Source organism: Chelatococcus sp. YT9, from assembly GCF_018398315.1.
Taxonomy (GTDB): domain Bacteria; phylum Pseudomonadota; class Alphaproteobacteria; order Rhizobiales; family Beijerinckiaceae; genus Chelatococcus.
The window spans coordinates 1884368-1902584 of record NZ_JAHBRW010000002.1 but is presented as its reverse complement, the minus strand read 5'-3'; the positions used below and the strand labels follow the sequence as shown (position 1 = coordinate 1902584).

Here is an 18217-nt window from a genome sequence, read left to right as displayed (position 1 = left end):
GGCGCCGGTAGTGGTGGTGGCTTTCGCTACAACTGGCCGAGCGATCGCAGCGCAAGTGTGGCGGCCGCTGTGCGGTTCTCGACGCGCAGCTTCAGGTAGACCTGCTCCAGATGCTTGTCGACCGTGCGCGGGCTCAGGGAGAGGATCGCGGCAATGTCGCGGTTGGACTTGCCGGCGGCGATCCACCAGAGCACCTCGCCCTCGCGGTGTGTCAGGTCGAAGCTCTGTCGCAGCCGTGCGGGAGCATCCTCGACCTGTCCAGACCCAAGCCGGAGCAGATACTCGTCCTCCCCCATGCGGCCGACGAATGTCAGTGTGGAGCTTGGGTCGCCGGGTAGGGGCGTGACGAGTTCCCTTTGGCGCTCACTCTCGGAAATTGCAGCGACATCCCGGAGCCAGCGCGCCAGGCCGGCGGGCAGGGCCGACGGTCGCGCCTTGCCCTTAACGAGGGTCGGGCCAAGCCGCTTGCGCGCGACAGGTGTGAGCCAGAGGACGTCGCCGGAGATATCGACGGCGAGCAGGGTCCGGCCGGACGTATCGAGGGCGGCCTGCGCGCTTGCGGTGAGGCGCGCATTGGTCGAATGGACGCGGATCCGGGCCAGCATCTCGTCTATGACGATCGGCTTGGTAACATAGTCGACGCCGCCAGCGGCCAATCCCTCGAGAATATGAGCGGTCTCGGTCAATCCGGTCATGAAGATGACCGGGACATGCGCAAGCGGGGGCTCCTGCTTCAGGCGCCGGCACGCCGTGAAACCGCTCATCCCGGGCATGACCGCGTCGAGCAGCACCACATCCGGGGTGATGTGCCCCGCAATCTTCAGGGCGGATTCGCCGTCGAGCGCCACCATGACGGTGAAGCCTGCCGCGTCGAGAGCGTCTGTCAGTAAACGCAGGGTCTCGGGCGAATCGTCGACCACAAGGGCGATGCGACGGCTGTCGTGGCTATGCGTCATGCTGATCCATCACGTCGAGAGCGGTCATGAAGCCGGGAAGATCGATCGTGTCAACGAGACGCGTGAGTTCGGCAACGGTCCCGCGTTGCGCGGGGTTCGCGCGCCCGATCACGTCCAGTCTGGACTGCAAGCCACGTATATGGCCAAGTTCTCCAAGGCGCCTGAGATCAGCGACGTCGGCGGCATGGAGGGGAGAGCGACCGGTGGGAGCTTGTGCCAGGGTTGCTGTGGGATCGTCCCCGTGCTCCCATTCGAGCCCGAGTTGGATCTGGACTTCGCGGAGGAGCTGGCGGATCTCGACGGGCTTCAGCAGATATCCATCATGGAAGGGGCGGGCCATTGCGGCTCTGTAGGCTTCCACGGCGCTGGCCGAAAACATGACGATGCGCGCCTGATCCTGGCCCTGTTCGCGCAGGGCTTGCGCCAGGGCCCAGCCATCCATGCCAGCCATGGAGACGTCGATCAGGAAGAGATCCGGACGGACGTGGTGCGCCATGTCGATACAAGCTTCGCCATGGGTCGCATGGAGAATGATGAAGCCGAGAGGACCGAGAATCTCACGCATGAGATCGTGGTGGACTGGGTCGTCATCGACCACGAAGATCGTCCGCCGCGGACCGACATAGCCGGTGATATGATCCTCGCTCCCGATGATCGGGCGGGGATCCGCCACTTCCGACAAGAGCAGCTTGACCTTGAAGGCAGTGCCTATGCCGGGCTCGCTCGTCACGGTGATGCTGCCGCCCATCACGCCGGCGAGAAGCTTCGAGATGGTCAGTCCAAGCCCCGTGCCGGGCGGCATTTGACCGGGACGCCCCGCGCCCCGCTCGAAGGGCTCGAAGATTCGCTCCAGATCTGCCGCCGGGATGCCCGGCCCGGTATCCGCGATGGTGAACTCGGCGACCGGGCTCCTGTAGGCGAGGGCGAAGGTCACCTTGCCTTCCACGGTAAACTTGATGGCGTTCGAGAGAAGGTTGATCAGGACCTGGCGCAGGCGGTTGCCATCGGCATAGACGACCGCGGGCAGGTTCGCGGGTCGGTCGAAGCAGAATTGGAGGCCCTTGGCGGCAGCTTGCAGCTTGAACATGCCGACGATCTGGTCGAGGAATTCGACCAGGGGGATTTCGTCGCGTGAGAGATCAAGCCGGCCGGCCTCGATCTTGGATATGTCGAGGATGCCGTCGATCAGACCAGACAGGTGATCGGCACTGCGACGGACGACATGGATCTGCCCGCGCTGCTTTGCGGCGATCGCGGTGTCATTCTCGAGGATCTGCGCATAGCCGACGATGGCGTTGAGCGGCGTCCGCAGCTCGTGGCTCAGCCCCACAACGTAACGGCTCTTGGCGTGGTTGGCGGCTTCGGCCGCATCCTTGGCGCGCTGCAGAGCAGCATCAGTACGGTTGTGCGCCTCGATCTCGTTCATCAGGAGTGTCGTCTGCCGGCGGGATTCTTCCTGGGCCGCGGTGCGGCTCGCTTGAACGAGGACGAATAGCCAGGCAGCTACGCCGATGATGATGGCGAGAACGAAGAAGGCTTTCCAGAGAAGGCCGGCGGCGATGGCCGGGTCAACGGATGGATCGCTGGTGCTCTGCAGATAGATGAGGGTGAGTGTAAGGGCGATGACGCCGCCCGCCAGGAAGAACACACCCAGAAAATAGGTGACATCGGCTGTCAGCCAGCCATGCAGCTTTGAGGGCAAGATTCGTGTGAGCGCAGCTCGCATCTGCACGGGATAGCGCGCGTGTGGCTTGCAGAGATCGTCGCAGCGGGCGTCCAGCGAGCAGCAGAGGGAGCAGATCGGGCCTGCATAGGCCGGGCAGGAGGCCATGTCCTCGGGCTCGAAGGCGTGCTCGCAGATGCAGCACTTGATCGAGTCGCGCTTCTGCCAACTCTTCTTGGGCGTACGCGCGAGATAATATCTCCCGCTCGTCGCCCAGGCGATGAGCGGTGCCGTGACGAGAGCGGCGCCGAGCGCCAGAAAGGGCGATAGCGCCTTTGCCAGTTCGCCCGCGAGGCCGAAAAAGGTCGATATGCCGACGGTGGTCGCAATCAGCATAGCGCCGACGCCGACGGGGTTGATGTCGTAGAGGTGGGCGCGCTTGAACTCGATATGCGCAGGCGAGAGCTTCAGCGGCTTGTTGATGACGAGATCGGCAACGATGGCCCCGACCCAGCCGATGGCGACATTCGAATAGAGTGCGAGGGTGTTTTCCAGCGCGCGGTAGACGCCGAGCTCCATGAGAAGAACGGCTACGCCCAGGTTGAACACCAGCCATACCACACGGCCGGGATGGCTGTGGGTGAGGCGAGAAAAGAAGTTCGACCAGGCGATAGATCCGGCATAGGCGTTCGTCACATTGATCTTGAGCTGGCACAGGATGACGAAGGCACAGGCGATATAGAGCGCGACGCGTGGATCGCCGAAGATGGTCTCGAAGGCCGTCACATACATTTCGGCCGGTTCGACGGCCTGCTCCTCGGTCACGCCCTGCTTCAGCGCGTAGACGGCGAGGAAAGAACCGGCGAGCATCTTCAGCGCGCCGATGATGATCCATCCAGGTCCCGCGGAAACCAAGGCCAGCCACCAGGCCCACCGCTTTCCGCTGCGCTCCCGCGGCAGGAAGCGCAGGAAGTCGACCTGCTCGCCGATCTGCGCGACGAGCGAGAACATGACGCTGGAGGCGGCGCCGAACAGGATCAGCGAGAAGCCCCCGCCGAGGTCACCGTGGCGCCCGGTAAAACCCGTCCAGTCTGACAGTACATCCGGCTCATAATGCATGATGGCGACGAAGGGGGCGATCTGCAGGACGATCCAGAGCGGCTGAGTCCACAGTTGGAAGCGGCTGATAAGGGTGATGCCGTGCGTGACAAGCGGGATGACGACGAGCGCGCTGACCAGGTAGCCGATGGCCCGTGGTAGACCCGTCATCATCTCGATTGCGATGGCGAGGATGACGGCCTCTATGGCGAAGAAGATGAAAGTGAACGACGCGTAGATCAGCGATGTGATCGTCGAGCCGATGTATCCGAAACCGGCGCCGCGCGTCAGCAGGTCAATATCCACGCCATAGCGCGACGCGTAATAGGAAATCGGCACGCCCGTCATGAAAATCAGGGTGCTGACCGCTAGGATCGCAAGGCTCGCGTTGGTGAAGCCATAGCTGAGCGTGGTCGCGGCGCCGATCGCCTCCAGGGCAAGAAACGAGATCGCGCCGAGCGCCGTATTGGCGACGCGTAACGGCGACCACCGGCGCGCACGCTTGGCCGTGAATCGCAACGCGAAATCCTCGAGGGTCTGGTTCGTGACCCATTGATTATATTCGCGACGGACCCGGTCGATCCGCTGCTGGCCGCTCATACCTGTCCGCCCCCTGTTATCCGGCACCAGTATGTCAGGTGTTTCGCGGTGCAGTATACGTGATCCTACGTATTGCTGCACTGCGGCATTTATCCAACGATGATGGCGTCGCGGGGCACGAGACCCTGCTCCCAAAACATCAAGAGGGGTAAGTTGCCATGGCGTACGATAAGGATCGTCCGCAATCAGATCTTCGACGCAGGATGCTTCTCGGCATGGCCGCCATGCCATTTGCCGGCCTTGCCTTGCCACGGACTGCCCTCGCGCAGGCGCCAGCGACCTCCGCAGTCAACACGACCGGCCTTGCCGTTACCGATACTGAGGTCACCGTCGGCATCCTGCACTCCGTAACGGGTACGATGGCTATCTCTGAAACGGGTTCTGTCCAGGCAGAGAAGCTCGCCATCGAGCAGATCAACGCCGAAGGCGGCGTCCTCGGGCGCAAGATCAAGTTCATCCAGGAAGACGGCGGCAGCGATTGGCCGACCTTTGCCGAAAAGGCGAAGAAGCTGCTCGTCAACGATAAATGCGCGGCGGTTATGGGCTGCTGGACCTCGGCCTCCCGAAAGGCGGTTTTGCCCGTCTTCGAGCAATATAACGGCATGCTCTACTATCCGACCTTCTATGAAGGACTGGAGCAGTCAAAGAACGTCATCTATACGGGCCAGGAGGCGACGCAGCAGATCCTCGCCGGCCTCGATTGGGTCTCCAAAGAAAAAGGAGCCAAGACCTTCTACCTGCTCGGCTCGGATTATATCTGGCCGCGTACGTCCAACAAGATCGCGCGTAAGCACATCGAGAACGTCCTCAAAACGAAGGTTGTCGGCGAGGAATATTTCCCGCTCGGGCATACGCAGTTCAATTCCGTCATCAACAAGATCAAATTGACGAAGCCGGACGTGATCTACGCCATTATCGTGGGTGGTTCGAACGTCGCTTTCTACAAGCAGCTCAAGGCGGCCGGTATCGACCTCAACAAGCAGACGCTGGTCACGATTTCGGTCACGGAAGACGAGATCGATGGTATCGGCGGTGAAAACATCGCGGGCGCCTATGCCTGCATGAAGTATTTCCAGTCGCTCGATAATCCGAACAACAAGCAGTTCGTCTCCGCTTTCAAGAAGATGTGGGGCGAAAAAACCGTTATCGGTGACGTCACGCAGGCGGCCTATCTCGGGCCCTGGCTGTGGAAACTGACGGTGGAGAAGGCGGGGTCCTTCGACGTGGACAAGATCGCGGAAGCGTCCGCCGGGGTGGAATTCAAGCAGGCGCCGGAAGGCTATGTCAAAATCCATCCCAATCACCACCTGTGGTCGAAGACCCGGGTTGGACGCGCGCGCCCCGATGGACAGTATGATGTGATCTACGAGACAGCCGAGCTGATGGAGCCGGATCCATTTCCCAAGGGCTACCAATAGAGCGGTGCCAATAAGCCGCTGGGAAGGCTGACCTAATCGAGACGGGAAACGCTGGGGGGAGGTCGCCCAGGCTTCATGCCTGGGCGGCGGTAAGTCGTGTCTTCACCCAAGTCGTGCCTTCACCCATTGACGATCGTCCCCATCAGTCCATTGGCCGGGAGGCTGAGATGTTCGGCGATTATTCGCTCGGCGAGCTTACATCGATATTTGTGATGCAGGGCTTCGCCGGCCTTATCTTATTTTCGGTATTTCTATTGATGGCGCTGGGGCTTGCCATCATCTTTGGCCAGATGGGCGTCATCAACATGGCCCATGGCGAATTCATGATTCTGGGCGCCTATGTGACCTGGATGTGCTCCACCTTCTTTCACAGCTATCTGCCAGCGCTTGTCCCGATCTACTTCTTCATCGCGATGATCCTGGCCTTCCTTGCCTCCGGCGCCCTCGGTGTCGCCGTGGAGTGGCTGATGATCAGACGGCTCTACAAGCGACCGCTGGATACGCTGCTGGCCACCTGGGGGCTCTCGCTCATCCTGCAGCAGTTCTACCGGTCGGTTTTCGGTCCGCGCGAGGTCGGCGTGGAGCTGCCTCAGTGGATGCTGGGCTCGCTTCCGGTGACGGATGTCATCGAGATCCAGATCAACGGCCTCTTCGTGATGGCCCTGACGACCATCATCACGATCGCCGTCGCTGTCATGATGTATCGCTCGCGCTGGGGCATGCAGGTGCGTGCCGTGGTGCAGAACCGTGTAATGGCGGGCGCGGTGGGCATCAACACCGAGAAAGTCGATCGTTACACCTTCGGCATCGGTTGCGGCATTGCCGGCATCGCCGGCTCGGCCTTCACGATGATCGGCTCCACGGGGCCAACCGCAGGCCAGCTCTACATCGTCGACACCTTTCTCGTGGTCGTCTTCGGCGGCGCCGCCAGCCTTGCCGGGACCATCGCCTCGGCCTTCACCATCTCGCAGGCGCAGTCGATCATGGAGTTCTTCCTGTCCGGCTCCATCGCCAAGGTTCTCACATTGCTCGCGGTGGTCGGCATTCTCATGCTGCGGCCGCAGGGCCTGTTCGTCCTCAAGGTCAGGCGCTGAGACATGGTCATTCGCTCCAAATCCGCCGACGACACGGCCTTCATGAAGCCGCTGGAAGTCGTCTCGATCCTCATCGTCGCCGCCCTGATCCTGGTGGTCCTCCCCGCGACGCTCGATGCGTTCCGCCTGAACCTCGTCGGCAAATATCTCACCTATGCCTTCGTGGCGCTGGGGCTCGTGCTGTGCTGGGGCTTCGGGGGCATTCTCAGCCTTGGCCAGGGCATCTTCTTCGGCCTCGGCGGCTACTGCATGGCGATGTATCTCAAGCTCGAGGCGTCGAGCGTCGAGAACACCAAGATCCAATCCACGCCCGGCATCCCGGACTTCATGGACTGGAACCAGCTGACGGAACTTCCATTCTTCTGGCTGCCGTTCAAGAGCCTGACTTTGACGCTGATCCTCATCATCGCGGTGCCAACGCTTTTTGCCTTCTTTATTGGCGCCGCCATGTTCAAGCGACGTGTCGGCGGCGTGTACTTCGCCATCATCACCCAGGCGATCGCGGCGATCCTCACCATCCTGATCGTTGGCCGGCAGGGGTACACCGGCGGCATCAACGGCATCACGGATCTCAGGACCCTGCAAGGCTGGGACATCCGCACAGACAGCGCCAAGCAGATCCTCTATTTCGTCAATGGCGGCCTTCTGATCGCCTGCATCCTGCTCGCCCAATATGTAAAGCGCTCCAAGCTCGGCCGCGTGCTGGTCGCCATGCGCGACAAGGAGGACCGGGTCCGGTTCTCCGGCTATTCCGTCGCCAACTTCAAGATCTTCGCCTTTTGCCTGGCGGCTGCTTTCGCGGCGATCGGCGGCGCGATGTTCACGCTGCAGGTGGGGTTCATGTCGCCGTCCTTCGTCGGCATCGTGCCGTCGATTGAAATGGTCATCTACACCGCGGTCGGCGGCCGGCTGTCGCTCTTCGGGGCCGTCTACGGCACGCTTCTTGTGAATGTCGCCAAGACGGCCTTCTCCGAGAGCTTCCCCGAACTCTGGCTCTTCGGGCTCGGCGCGCTGTTCATCGCCGTCGTCATGGTGTTCCCGAACGGGCTCGCCGGCATCTACCACAGCTATGTCGCCCCGCTGGTCGCGCGTCTCACACGGCGCCGCCCGGCAGAAACCGAGCAGCCGCTGCAAGGCGCTCCCGCGGAGTGAGGTGAACATGATCATTCCCCCGAAAGATCCGCAAAAGCAGTTCGTCCTCGCCGTCGAGGCTCTGACGGTATCATTCGACGGTTTCAAGGCGGTGAACGACGTCTCGTTCTATGTGGACGAGAACGAGATCCGCGTCATCATCGGTCCAAATGGGGCCGGCAAGACGACGGTTCTCGATCTCATCTGCGGGCGTACCAGGGCGACATCTGGCTCCATCAAGTTTCGTGACCTGGAACTGACGAAGATGTCGGAAAGCAATATCGTGCTCGCCGGCGTCGGCCGGAAGTTCCAGAACCCTTCGATCTACGATGATCTGACGGTCTTCGAGAACCTGGAGATTTCCTTTCCGCGCGGGCGCTCCGTCTTCGGTGCGCTGACGTTCAGGCGCGACGCGGAGGTGCGCGCGCGGGTCGAGGACATCGCCGAAACCATCTTTCTCGCCGACCACCTCGATGAGCGCGCCGAGTTTCTCAGCCACGGACAGAAGCAGTGGCTGGAGATCGGGATGCTGCTCATCCAGGATCCGGACCTCATGATGCTCGACGAGCCGGTTGCCGGCATGAGTGTGAGCGAGCGCAAGAAGACCGCAGAGCTCCTGCACAAGATCATCAAGAACCGCTCGGTGATCGTCATCGAGCACGACATGAAGTTCGTCGAGGACATCGCCCATCGCGTGACGGTGCTGCACCAGGGCAAGGTTCTCTCGGAGGGCTCGATGGAGCGCGTGAAACATGATCCGCGTGTCGTCGAGGTCTATCTCGGACATTGAGGGCTTGCCATGCTGACAGTTCAGGACCTGCATGTCGCCTATGGCCAGAGCGAGGTTCTCCATGGCCTCGACTTCCATGTCGCGCCCGGCGAGATCGTCGCCATCATGGGGCGCAACGGCATGGGCAAGACGACGCTCATGAAGGCGCTGATGGGCGTCGTGCCGACGAAAAGCGGCCAGGTGACCGTCGGTTCCGACGCGATCACCGGGCTCAAGAGCTATGAGCGCGTGGCCAGGGGCATCGCCTATGTGCCGCAAGGGCGGATGATCTTTTCGACGATGACGGTCAAGGAGAACATCGAGACCGGCCTGACCACGACCGGGGAGTCAGAGGTGCCCGAGAGCATCTACGAACTCTTTCCCGTGCTGCTCGAGATGAAGGACAGGCGCGGTGGAAATCTCTCCGGCGGCCAGCAGCAGCAGCTCGCGATCGCCCGCGCGCTGGCAAGTAAGCCCAAAGTTCTCCTGCTCGACGAGCCGACGGAAGGCATCCAGCCATCGATCATCCGCGACATGGCCCGCACCCTCAAACGGATCCGCGACGAGCGCGGCTTGTCCATTATCGTATCCGAGCAGGTGCTGTCCTTTGCTCTCGATATCGCGGACCGCATCCTCGTGATCGAGAACGGCGAGATCGTCCACGAGGAGGATCGCGACGCCGTCGACGAAGCCACGATCTCAAGTTTTCTTTCCGTTTGAGCAACCTCAGACAGACTTCCAGGGAGCCCGTCCATGCCCGATACAATCATCAAGATCGATCTCAACCAGTCGGCCTATGAGAATGACAAGGTTCATAACCGTTGGCATCCGGATATCCCGATGGTGGCGATGGTAAAGCCCGGCGATGACTTCATCGTCGAGACCTATGATTGGACCGGCGGTTTCATCAAGAACAACGACGATGCGTCCGACGTGCGCGATATTGACCTGTCGATCGTGCATTTCCTGTCCGGGCCGATCGGTGTCGAGGGCGCGGAACCCGGCGACCTTCTCGTCGTCGATCTTCTCGACGTCGGCGCCTTGCCGGAAAGCCAGTGGGGCTTCAACGGGTTCTTCTCCAAGAAGAACGGCGGCGGCTTCCTGACCGATCATTTCCCTGAGGCGCAGAAATCGATCTGGGACTTCGAGGGGCTTTTCACCAAGTCGCGGCACGTGCCGGGCGTGCGCTATGCCGGCCTCATCCATCCCGGCCTCATCGGTTGCCTGCCCGACCCCAAACTGCTCGCCACCTGGAACGAGCGCGAGGTCGGCTTCATCAAGACAAATCCCGAGCGCGTGCCGCCGCTTGCCAACCCGCCCTTCGGGCCGACGGCCCATATGGGGCGGCTGAAGGGCGAGGCGAAGGACAAGGCCGCGGCCGAGGGCGCGCGCACGGTGCCGCCGCGCGAGCACGGTGGCAATTGCGACATCAAGGACCTGTCGCGCGGCTCGAAGATCTTTTTCCCGGTCTATGTGCCGGGCGCCGGCCTTTCCATGGGCGACCTGCACTTCAGCCAGGGTGATGGCGAGATCACCTTCTGCGGCGCCATCGAGATGGCGGGATGGGTGCATGTGAAGGTGGACCTCATCAAGGGCGGAATGGCGAAATACGGGATCAAGAACCCGATCTTCAAGCCGTCGCCGATCACGCCGAACTACAATGACTACCTCATCTTCGAGGGCATTTCCGTCGACGAGCAGGGTGGCCAGCACTATCTCGATGTCCATGTCGCCTATCGGCAGGCCTGTCTCAACGCCATCGAATACCTGAAGAAATTCGGATATTCCGGCGCGCAGGCCTATTCGATCCTCGGAACGGCTCCTGTCCAGGGCCACATCTCCGGCGTCGTCGATATTCCGAATGCTTGCGCAACCTTGTGGTTGCCGACGCAGATCTTCGACTTCGACATCAATCCGAGCGCATCTGGGCCGCAGAAATTCCTGGACGGCTCCGTCGATATGCCGCTCGCACCGGATCTGTGAGGCGCCCATGCCTGTGTATGACTATGAATGCGAGGCTTGCGGACCGTTCACGGCGCTCAGGCCGATGGCGGACTTCGCCGCACCCTGCTGTTGTCCGGATTGCGGCGAGGAGGCACCGCGGGTCCTGCTGACCGCGCCCGCGATCGGCATGGCGAACCGGTCGTCACACCTTGCCCATGCCGCCAACGAACGCAGCGCACATGAACCGCGACGGTCGTCCGGGCATGGCGCGGGATGCGGATGCTGCTCCGGAAAATCCCTCGCGCTCAAGGGCTGGGGCGGAAAAGCAAGCGGTGCCGGTGAGGGGGGAAGCGTGGGACAGGCCGCCAAGTCTTTCCCGTCGGCTCGCCCGTGGATGATCAGTCACTGACCTCGGCCGGGCTTGCGAGCGAACGCGATGATAAGGAGCCGCAGCGCCGGTCCTGGCGCGGCGGCTTCTTATCGAAGGACACGACCGAGCCTTATTTCCCGCGTGGAACTTGCACTCGCGTCGCTCGCCTGCGGCCGATCACCCAGCGGAGCCAGCGTGTGTCGGCGCATGATTCAGCGCTATCGCAGCGTTCATAACGACCGGAGACAACGCCGGTGACGCGGGACGGTTGCGGTCGAAGAAAGCGCGGGAAATGGCAGCAAAACGATCGGATCGCGGCGTCAACCAAGCCAGCACCCGGGGAAAAGAAAATCCTCTATTGTTAAGCGTCGGGTCAGAACCTGTCGACTGATGCGGCCTGGTCCTCCCGCAGTCGTCAAGTCGTGGTGCCAATCATGAGCTCGGTCGGCAAGGTGATTGCCCGGCTGTCGAAGCCGCCTGTCTCGATACGTTTTACCATGTGATACGCACCAAGTTGGCCGAGTTCGAAGGCGGGCGATCGCACGGTCGTCAGGCGAGTACCGAAATAGTCGATGAAATCCAGGCCGTTGAAGCCGGCCAGCATCACATCTTCCGGAATGCGGATTTGGCGGCGCGTGAATAGGCGATGTGCGGCGATGGCCATCTGGTCATTACCGGCGAAGACGGCATCGAAACGCGCATTTGAAGCCATGAATCCCTCGATTGCACCTTGCGTGGCCGCGGCCGATTCGTCCGTCGACGTCAGCACCGTGATCTTTGTGCGGGCGCCTGATGTATCGATGAAGGATCGCACGCCGGCGACGCGCGCCGACATGGCCGGCCAGTCGAGCTCCGGCACGACCGCGACAACATGCCGGGCCCCTCGTTGCACCAGGTGTTCGCACACAACCCGGCCGCCGTCGAAATCATCCTGCCGCAAAGAGCAGATATCCCCCTCGGGATCGGGTTGAGGTTGCTGGAACATCACGATCGGCTGGCGCATGGCCTTCAGAGTCGCTCTGAACGCCGTGTTGGCCATGAAACTACCGGACATGAGCACGCAGAGGCCGTCTGTCTGCAACTGCTGGACAAGAGACGCGGTTGCCAGATCGTCCACATGAAGGCCTTGAAGAACCAGGGAGTAGCCGCGCTGATTGAGGCCCGCGCAGAGCCCGTCCAACAGGCTTGTAATATATGGATCGGCTAGAAAACGACGCCCGGTTTGCACCACCAGCATACCGACGGCCATGCGTCGATCAGTTCGTAAAGAACGCGCCGCGATGTCCGGCCGGTAGTTTGCCCGCTCGATGGCGTCAAGCACGCGGTCCCGTGTCTCCTCATTGTAACCGCGGAGCGTGCCATTGACGACATTCGAGACGGTCATCGGCGACACGCCTGCCAAGCGCGCGACGTCCTTCAAGGTGGAGCGACGGCGGAGCGACCTCTCCGCAGGCGGGGCTTTATCGACTGGGTACTTGCTCACGCTGTCACGAGAGGCCATGGCTATCCGGCTTCGCATCCGGCAGCTCGCTGCCGGACAAAGTGATGTTACGTTAAATTGATCCTCCAACGAGAGCAAGCGAAACACGGCTTGGGATTTTGTTTTCATTCGCAACGCGGTAAAAAACCTAGGCGTTTTGGGCGATTACCATGCGCAATCCAGGCCGGCCATCTCATCTGAGCCGGAAACGGGTTTGCCGTTGACTTAACGTTAAATCCTCGCTTATGCTGACGCTAACCAGAGCGGATAGCAAAGCGACCCTCAGAGGCGGCCCTCAGAACGGCCAGCTAAGTTTATAGAATCAAAAGCAGTTGATCCGTTGCCATGATGGGCAGCGTTGCATGATTTTTGTCCCAGTACTGTAACGTAACACCCTTGACCCGCATTCTTGCGAGGTTCACGGACAATCAGGAATGTTAGATGACTGAGACTGTGGCGGAAGCCGTGGCCAGACGGCGCCAGTATATTGCCGGCGGCACAATGTCCATCAATCGCGCAATCAACCCGGCGAAGCTCTTCGTGCGCGCCAAGGGCGCCTATCTCTGGGACGCCGACGGAAACGCTTATATCGACTACCACGCAGGCTTTGCGCCCTACTTGTTCGGACATGCGGACCGCGAAATTGATGACGCCGTGATCGCGGCCATCGGCAGTGGTGCTTCGCTGATCGGTGCAGGTACTATGCCATGGGAAGCTGAAATAGCGGAAATGCTTGTTGAGGCAGTGCCTGGACTTGAGCAAATCCAGTTGACCAGCACAGGGTCCGAAGCTGTTTCCTACGCGCTGCGGCTTGCTCGTGCAGCGACCGGCCGGGGGGCCGTGGTCGTGATGCAAGGCGGCTATAACGGCTGGTCGGATTATGTCTCGTATAACCTTATGGATCACAAGGATATAGTGGCGGATCATCGGGAGGGTGAGGAGTATCCACTGCGTGTGACTACCGCCGGGATCCCGAAGGTAATCGACGCGACGGTCCGGGTGATTGAATACAACGATCTTTCGGCAGCGGAGAAAGTCCTCGCGCGCGGCGACGTGGCAGCGCTCATCCTGGAGCCGGTTCTGCAGAACATCGGCGTGGTCAAGCCCTTGCCCGGATATCTGGAGGGCTTGCGCGCGCTCTGCGACCGCTATGGAACGGTTCTGATCTTCGACGAAGTGAAGACTGGTTTTCGCCATGCGCTTGGTGGCTATCAGGCCATAGCGGGGGTTCGCCCGGATCTCTGCACCTTCGGCAAGGCGGTTGCAAACGGATATCCGCTCGGCGTGGTCGGTGGGCGGCGCGAAATCATGGCGCTCTGTAACGATCCTGACCCAAGCCGGCGTGTCGTGGTCGCAGGAACCTACAACGGTCATCCGGTCAATGTGGCAGCGGCACGCGCCAGTCTCTTGCGTCTCAAGGCGCGGGAGGCAGAAATTTACGGGGAACTGGATCGGCTTGGCGCGAGAATGCAGGCGGGTATCCAAGCGGTGTTTACTCAGCGAAATTATCCCGTCACCTTCGTGCGACAAGGCTCGGCTTTCGCTCTGTACTTCATGGACCATGCACCGCAAAACTGGCGTGACATCGCGCTTCACAACGACAATGAGCGAGATGTCCGATACCGCCGTGCGATGATCGAGGCTGGGATATTTCATTTTCCCGCAGCAACCAAGCAGTCCAGCATTTCGCTTGCCCATACCGACGATGATATCGACCGCACGATCGCGATCACAGAGAAAGTCGTCAGGACCCTTGGCTGAAACAATTATCAAAAGTGGGAGGCAGAGCGTGATCGTCGATTGCCATGTGAATATCTGGGATGATGAGCATGTATTGCCGCATTATGTCAGCGGCACGGCGATGGCCCGCCATGGGACTATCGGCACCGTCGCGGATATGGAAACCGTCCACACGGCAATGCGCGGTGTCGACAAGGCGATCATTTTCAGCCTTCGATATCATGACAGCGCAGGTATCGACGGCAATGACGAGGTTACGGCGCGCGCTGTCGCGAAATATCCCGACAAGTTTATCGGCTTCGCGGCTGTCGATCCGCGTCGTCGCGATGCCATGGATCTCCTGGTGCATGCGGTCGAGGATCTCCATCTCAAAGGGGTTAAGTTCGGGCCGATTTACAACGGGGTGTCCTTGCTCGATCCGCGCATGGTTCCGGTCTATGAATATTGCGTGAAGCGGAACCTTCCACTGACCATGCATATGGGCACTACCTTCGCGGCCGGCACACCCATCCAATATGGCAAGCCGACAGACGTCGACGAAATTGCCCGGCGATATCCAGACCTCAAGATGATCATGGCGCATCTCGCACACCCTTGGGCTGAGGAGTGCATCGTCATCTGCCGCAAGAATGAGAACGTCTACACAGAGATTTCGGCGATCTTCTATCGACCCTGGCAGTTTTGGAATGGTCTGATCGCTGCGCAGGAATACCGGATCACCGAGCGTAACAAGATTTTTTGGGGCACGGATTTTCCCTTTGCTACGGTCGAGGAGTCAATCGAGGCGCTGCAAACAGTCAACCGTTTGGTCGAAGGCACGCCGATGCCCCGCGTCAGCCAGCAAACCATCGACCACATTCTCTACTCCAATCCGCTCGAGCACTGGTGGCACGGCGGCTATCCCGGGTGATTCACCGCCGTACCTCGCTCGCGCATGCCGCGCGGGATGGTCCGGAACAGGCCAAGAAAATCGAACATGGAAGGAACACACAGTGCTAAGATTGCTCTCAGCCTTGCTTGTCCCTCTGGCATTCGTAGCGGGCGTGTCGACAACAAAGGCGGACGGCGGGGCTCTCGACCGCATTCTGTCGAAGAAGAAGATTGTCATCGCTGTACAGAACGATGTCACGCCCTATTCTTTGCTGGATTCCAACAACAAGCTCGACGGTCTTGATATCGAAGTCGGGCGTCAGATTGCAAAGGATCTCGGCGTCGAGCCGGAGTTCGTTGTCGTCACGGGCGCGAACCGAATTCCGGCGCTTGTCACCAATCAGGCCGACATCACTATCGCTACGCTGACCCTGACCCCGCAACGGGCGGCGGTGGTCAGCCTGACCGCGCCCTACACGGCAGTGCCACATGTGGTCGTCGGCCCAAAGGCGAAGGAGATCAAGAGTTGGAAGGACATGAAGGATATCAAGATCGGTGTACCGCGCGGAAGCTTCCAAGATCAGTACGTGACGCAGCTTGTTGGTGGAAACAATATTCGACGCTTCGAAGATGATGCGACGACTTTTCAGGCACTCGCGTCCGGACAGGTCGAGGCGACTGCGTTGGGAATTACCGTTGCCAAGTCCATTATCGAAAAAAACCCTGATCTCAACCTTGAGATCAAGTTCGAGGGGGCGATGACCTACCCCACGATCGGCACCCGTCATGCGGACTATGATCTAAGGCACTGGATCAACACATGGATCTTCTATCATAAGACCGACGGATTCCTACAGGCTATGCATAACAAATGGCTGAAGATCGATATGCCGGAGTTGCCGTCCTACTGAGCGGATCGGACAATGATCTCGGGCCAACGGGGTGGCTTCTCTCATTTGGAGATCGCGCCGCCTCGATGATGGGCCCGATTTGGGTGCGGGGGCAAAGACGTGACCTATCAATTCCAGTTCGGGGCGGTGTTTGCCCGCGCCGAGCTGCTGATCGACGGCTTTCTGCTCACACTGCAGCTGACCGTGCTGACGGGCCTAATTGGCCTCGCGCTAGGGCTGGGTTGCGCGATCGTCCGTACTTACGGGCCACGCCAGGCGCGGCTAGCGGTTGCCACTTATGTCGAGATCTTCCGGAATACGCCGTTCCTCGTGCAATTGTTTCTGATTTTTTTCGGCATCCCGGAAATTGGCAAGACTTTTGGTCTGCGGTGGCTACCGTCACCCTACCTCGCCGGCCTCGCTGCGCTTTCGATCAATATCGGCGCCTACGCAACGGAGATCATAAGGGCCGGTTTGCAGTCGGTCCATCGCAGCCAGATTGAAGCCGCGGATTCCCTTGGCCTGACGCGATGGCAGGTGATCCGATATATCGTACTGCCACCGGCACTCAGCAACGTCTATCCCGCACTGTCAAGTGAATTCATTCTTTTGATGCTAGGGACCAGCGTCGTCTCAGTGATCTCTGTCGAGGAATTGACGGGGACCGCGAATTTAATTCAGTCGGAAACCTACCGGACGTTTGAGACATATGTGCTGATTTGGCTTATCTATTTCGCCCTAGCACTTGTGCTGAAGTGGATACTCGACGCAATCGCCATGCGCTTTATTGGCCGGCAGAAGCGGCCCGCTACAATCGCGGGTGCTGCGCATGCGTAGCTTCGGTATCAATGATGTGTGGTATTTGCTGATCGCAACGCAGTGGACGATCTATCTCACGGTCGTGGCCTTTGTGATTGGCGGTGCGCTTGGACTGTGGCTAGCCCTCGCGCGCACCGGCAGTTCGTGGTTGGGCAACGGCCTGGCGCTCGTCTGGATCAGAGCCTTTCAGAACACGCCGCTCCTTGTGCAATTGTTTCTCATCTACTACGGACTCGGCTTGTTCGGCTTTCGTCTCCCACCCTTTGTAGCGGCTGCGGTGGGGCTCATTTGCTATGCATCGGCTTTCCTCGCCGAGATTTGGCGAGGCTGCATCCTGTCCGTGCCTCGGCAACAATGGGAAGCAGCGGATGCATTGGCGCTGACCCCTTGGCAAATCCGCCGCTATGTCATCTTGCCGCAAGCTCTGCGTATCGCCACTCCGCCGACAGTCGGCTTTCTGGTCAAACTCATCAAGAACTCTTCACTTGCCAGTGTCGTGGGGATGACTGAGCTGATGCGGGCCGCGACCGCCATCAACAACGCGACCTTTCAGCCGTTCAAGGTCTTTCTTTGCGCAGCTATCATCTATTTTCTGCTGTGCTTCCCGCTGACCTTGCTCAGCCGTCGATTTGAGAGAAAGCTCAATGTCAGCACTCGAGGTTAGCGGCGTTTCGAAGAGCTTCGGCAGTTTTCAGGTGCTGCAGAACATCGATCTACACTTGGAGCGCGGCCAGATGCTGGCCTTGATCGGGCGGAGCGGTTCGGGAAAAAGCACTCTACTGCGTTGCATGAACGGCTTGGAGCGTGTCGACGCGGGCCAGATCACTATCGGCGGGCATTCCCTCAATCAGGCGCCTGCCGCGTTGCGACGCCTGCGGCAGGATGTTGGCATCGTCTTTCAAGCCTACAATCTTTTTCCGCATCTGAGTGTCGGCCGCAACATCATGCTGGCGCCCCGGCTCGTGTTGCGGTGGTCGCCTGAGCGCGCAGAAGCGCGGGCGCGCGAGGTGCTGGCGATTGTTGGCCTGTCCGAGAAGTTCCACGCCTATCCTGACCAACTCTCCGGCGGTCAACAGCAACGGGTTGCCATCGCACGCTCCCTCGCGATGGAACCGCAGGTCATGCTGTTCGACGAAGTGACCTCGGCGCTTGACCCCGAGCTCACGGGTGAGGTGCTCCTCACCATGGAAGGTCTCGCTCGCTCCGGCATGACAATGGTGCTCGTGACCCACGAGATGAACTTTGCGCGGAGCGTCGCCCATGTCGTGGCCTTCATGCACAACGGCCGCATTCACGAGATCGCACCCGCCAAGGACCTGTTTGCACGCCCGCGTACCGAAGAACTGCGTCGTTTCCTCTCATCCACCTTGTGAAC

The 18217-nt window shown here is 60.3% G+C and carries 16 protein-coding genes; 13 read left to right on the top strand and 3 right to left on the bottom strand.

What is annotated here, in order from left to right:
• Window positions 1-26: 26 nt before the first annotated feature.
• Both KIO76_RS28590 and KIO76_RS28585 read right to left on the bottom strand, forming a co-directional pair.
• A complete protein-coding gene (locus KIO76_RS28590) occupies window positions 27-956 on the bottom strand; it encodes a response regulator transcription factor (RefSeq protein WP_213326947.1) in 930 nt (309 codons plus the stop codon).
• Window positions 946-4317 (bottom strand): hybrid sensor histidine kinase/response regulator, encoded by a 3372-nt coding sequence (locus tag KIO76_RS28585; protein WP_213326946.1) that lies wholly within the window; start codon window positions 4315-4317, stop codon window positions 946-948. The genes KIO76_RS28590 and KIO76_RS28585 overlap by 11 nt, the downstream gene beginning before the upstream one ends.
• A 158-nt stretch (window positions 4318-4475) precedes the next feature.
• On the opposite strand from KIO76_RS28585, the gene urtA reads away from it, so the two are divergent.
• The 7 genes from urtA to KIO76_RS28550 all read left to right on the top strand — a co-directional run bounded on the left by urtA (window position 4476) and on the right by KIO76_RS28550 (window position 11082).
• On the top strand, window positions 4476-5735 hold the full coding sequence (gene urtA, locus KIO76_RS28580) for an urea ABC transporter substrate-binding protein (protein WP_213326945.1): 1260 nt from the start codon (window positions 4476-4478) through the stop codon (window positions 5733-5735).
• Window positions 5736-5902: 167 nt separating this feature from the next.
• A complete protein-coding gene (gene urtB, locus KIO76_RS28575; protein WP_213326944.1) occupies window positions 5903-6829 on the top strand; it encodes an urea ABC transporter permease subunit UrtB in 927 nt (308 codons plus the stop codon).
• Between the two features lie 3 nt (window positions 6830-6832).
• Complete coding sequence (gene urtC / locus KIO76_RS28570; RefSeq protein ID WP_213326943.1) at window positions 6833-7981, top strand: urea ABC transporter permease subunit UrtC; 1149 nt, start codon at window positions 6833-6835, stop codon at window positions 7979-7981.
• Between the two features lie 7 nt (window positions 7982-7988).
• Window positions 7989-8750, top strand: coding sequence for an urea ABC transporter ATP-binding protein UrtD (gene urtD / locus KIO76_RS28565; protein WP_213326942.1), 762 nt, complete (start codon window positions 7989-7991; stop codon window positions 8748-8750).
• A gap of 9 nt (window positions 8751-8759) precedes the next feature.
• The gene (gene urtE / locus KIO76_RS28560) at window positions 8760-9449 is read left to right on the top strand and encodes an urea ABC transporter ATP-binding subunit UrtE (RefSeq protein WP_213326941.1); all 690 of its coding nucleotides are present in this window, start codon (window positions 8760-8762) and stop codon (window positions 9447-9449) included.
• Window positions 9450-9482: 33 nt separating this feature from the next.
• Window positions 9483-10712 carry a formamidase gene (gene fmdA / locus KIO76_RS28555; RefSeq protein ID WP_213326940.1) on the top strand — a complete coding sequence of 410 codons (1230 nt, stop codon included), beginning with the start codon at window positions 9483-9485 and terminating at the stop codon, window positions 10710-10712.
• A 7-nt stretch (window positions 10713-10719) separates the two neighbouring features.
• Window positions 10720-11082 carry an FmdB family zinc ribbon protein gene (locus KIO76_RS28550; protein WP_213326939.1) on the top strand — a complete coding sequence of 121 codons (363 nt, stop codon included), beginning with the start codon at window positions 10720-10722 and terminating at the stop codon, window positions 11080-11082.
• Between the two features lie 376 nt (window positions 11083-11458).
• On the opposite strand, the gene KIO76_RS28545 is transcribed toward KIO76_RS28550, so the two are convergent.
• Window positions 11459-12544: a LacI family DNA-binding transcriptional regulator gene (locus tag KIO76_RS28545; RefSeq protein ID WP_283771531.1), complete on the bottom strand. Its 1086-nt coding sequence runs from the start codon at window positions 12542-12544 to the stop codon at window positions 11459-11461.
• A 420-nt stretch (window positions 12545-12964) separates the two neighbouring features.
• On the opposite strand from KIO76_RS28545, the gene KIO76_RS28540 reads away from it, so the two are divergent.
• From KIO76_RS28540 to KIO76_RS28515, 6 genes are all read left to right on the top strand, one after another.
• Window positions 12965-14284 (top strand): aspartate aminotransferase family protein, encoded by a 1320-nt coding sequence (locus KIO76_RS28540; protein WP_213326938.1) that lies wholly within the window; start codon window positions 12965-12967, stop codon window positions 14282-14284.
• 28 nt (window positions 14285-14312) lie between these two features.
• Window positions 14313-15173 carry an amidohydrolase family protein gene (locus KIO76_RS28535; RefSeq protein WP_213326937.1) on the top strand — a complete coding sequence of 287 codons (861 nt, stop codon included), beginning with the start codon at window positions 14313-14315 and terminating at the stop codon, window positions 15171-15173.
• 82 nt (window positions 15174-15255) lie between these two features.
• On the top strand, window positions 15256-16044 hold the full coding sequence (locus tag KIO76_RS28530) for a transporter substrate-binding domain-containing protein (protein WP_213326936.1): 789 nt from the start codon (window positions 15256-15258) through the stop codon (window positions 16042-16044).
• 99 nt (window positions 16045-16143) lie between these two features.
• Window positions 16144-16860, top strand: a complete 717-nt coding sequence (locus tag KIO76_RS28525; RefSeq protein ID WP_213326935.1) for an amino acid ABC transporter permease — start codon at window positions 16144-16146, stop codon at window positions 16858-16860.
• Window positions 16847-17506 (top strand): amino acid ABC transporter permease, encoded by a 660-nt coding sequence (locus tag KIO76_RS28520; protein WP_213327157.1) that lies wholly within the window; start codon window positions 16847-16849, stop codon window positions 17504-17506. The genes KIO76_RS28525 and KIO76_RS28520 overlap by 14 nt, the downstream gene beginning before the upstream one ends.
• Window positions 17487-18215, top strand: coding sequence for an amino acid ABC transporter ATP-binding protein (locus KIO76_RS28515; protein ID WP_213326934.1), 729 nt, complete (start codon window positions 17487-17489; stop codon window positions 18213-18215). The genes KIO76_RS28520 and KIO76_RS28515 overlap by 20 nt, the downstream gene beginning before the upstream one ends.
• Window positions 18216-18217: the final 2 nt, after the last annotated feature.

Excerpts from the sequence above, each read along its gene's own strand:
- KIO76_RS28590 (WP_213326947.1), bottom strand. The coding sequence starts at position 956 with ATGACGCATAGCCACGACAGCCGTCGCATCGCCCTTGTGGTCGACGAT.
- KIO76_RS28545 (WP_283771531.1), bottom strand. The coding sequence starts at position 12,544 with ATGGCCTCTCGTGACAGCGTGAGCAAGTACCCAGTCGATAAAGCCCCG.
- KIO76_RS28585 (WP_213326946.1), bottom strand. The coding sequence starts at position 4,317 with ATGAGCGGCCAGCAGCGGATCGACCGGGTCCGTCGCGAATATAATCAA.
- urtB (WP_213326944.1), top strand. The coding sequence starts at position 5,903 with ATGTTCGGCGATTATTCGCTCGGCGAGCTTACATCGATATTTGTGATG.
- urtC (WP_213326943.1), top strand. The coding sequence starts at position 6,833 with ATGGTCATTCGCTCCAAATCCGCCGACGACACGGCCTTCATGAAGCCG.
- urtD (WP_213326942.1), top strand. The coding sequence starts at position 7,989 with ATGATCATTCCCCCGAAAGATCCGCAAAAGCAGTTCGTCCTCGCCGTC.
- fmdA (WP_213326940.1), top strand. The coding sequence starts at position 9,483 with ATGCCCGATACAATCATCAAGATCGATCTCAACCAGTCGGCCTATGAG.
- urtA (WP_213326945.1), top strand. The coding sequence starts at position 4,476 with ATGGCGTACGATAAGGATCGTCCGCAATCAGATCTTCGACGCAGGATG.
- urtE (WP_213326941.1), top strand. The coding sequence starts at position 8,760 with ATGCTGACAGTTCAGGACCTGCATGTCGCCTATGGCCAGAGCGAGGTT.
- KIO76_RS28550 (WP_213326939.1), top strand. The coding sequence starts at position 10,720 with ATGCCTGTGTATGACTATGAATGCGAGGCTTGCGGACCGTTCACGGCG.
- KIO76_RS28540 (WP_213326938.1), top strand. The coding sequence starts at position 12,965 with ATGACTGAGACTGTGGCGGAAGCCGTGGCCAGACGGCGCCAGTATATT.
- KIO76_RS28515 (WP_213326934.1), top strand. The coding sequence starts at position 17,487 with ATGTCAGCACTCGAGGTTAGCGGCGTTTCGAAGAGCTTCGGCAGTTTT.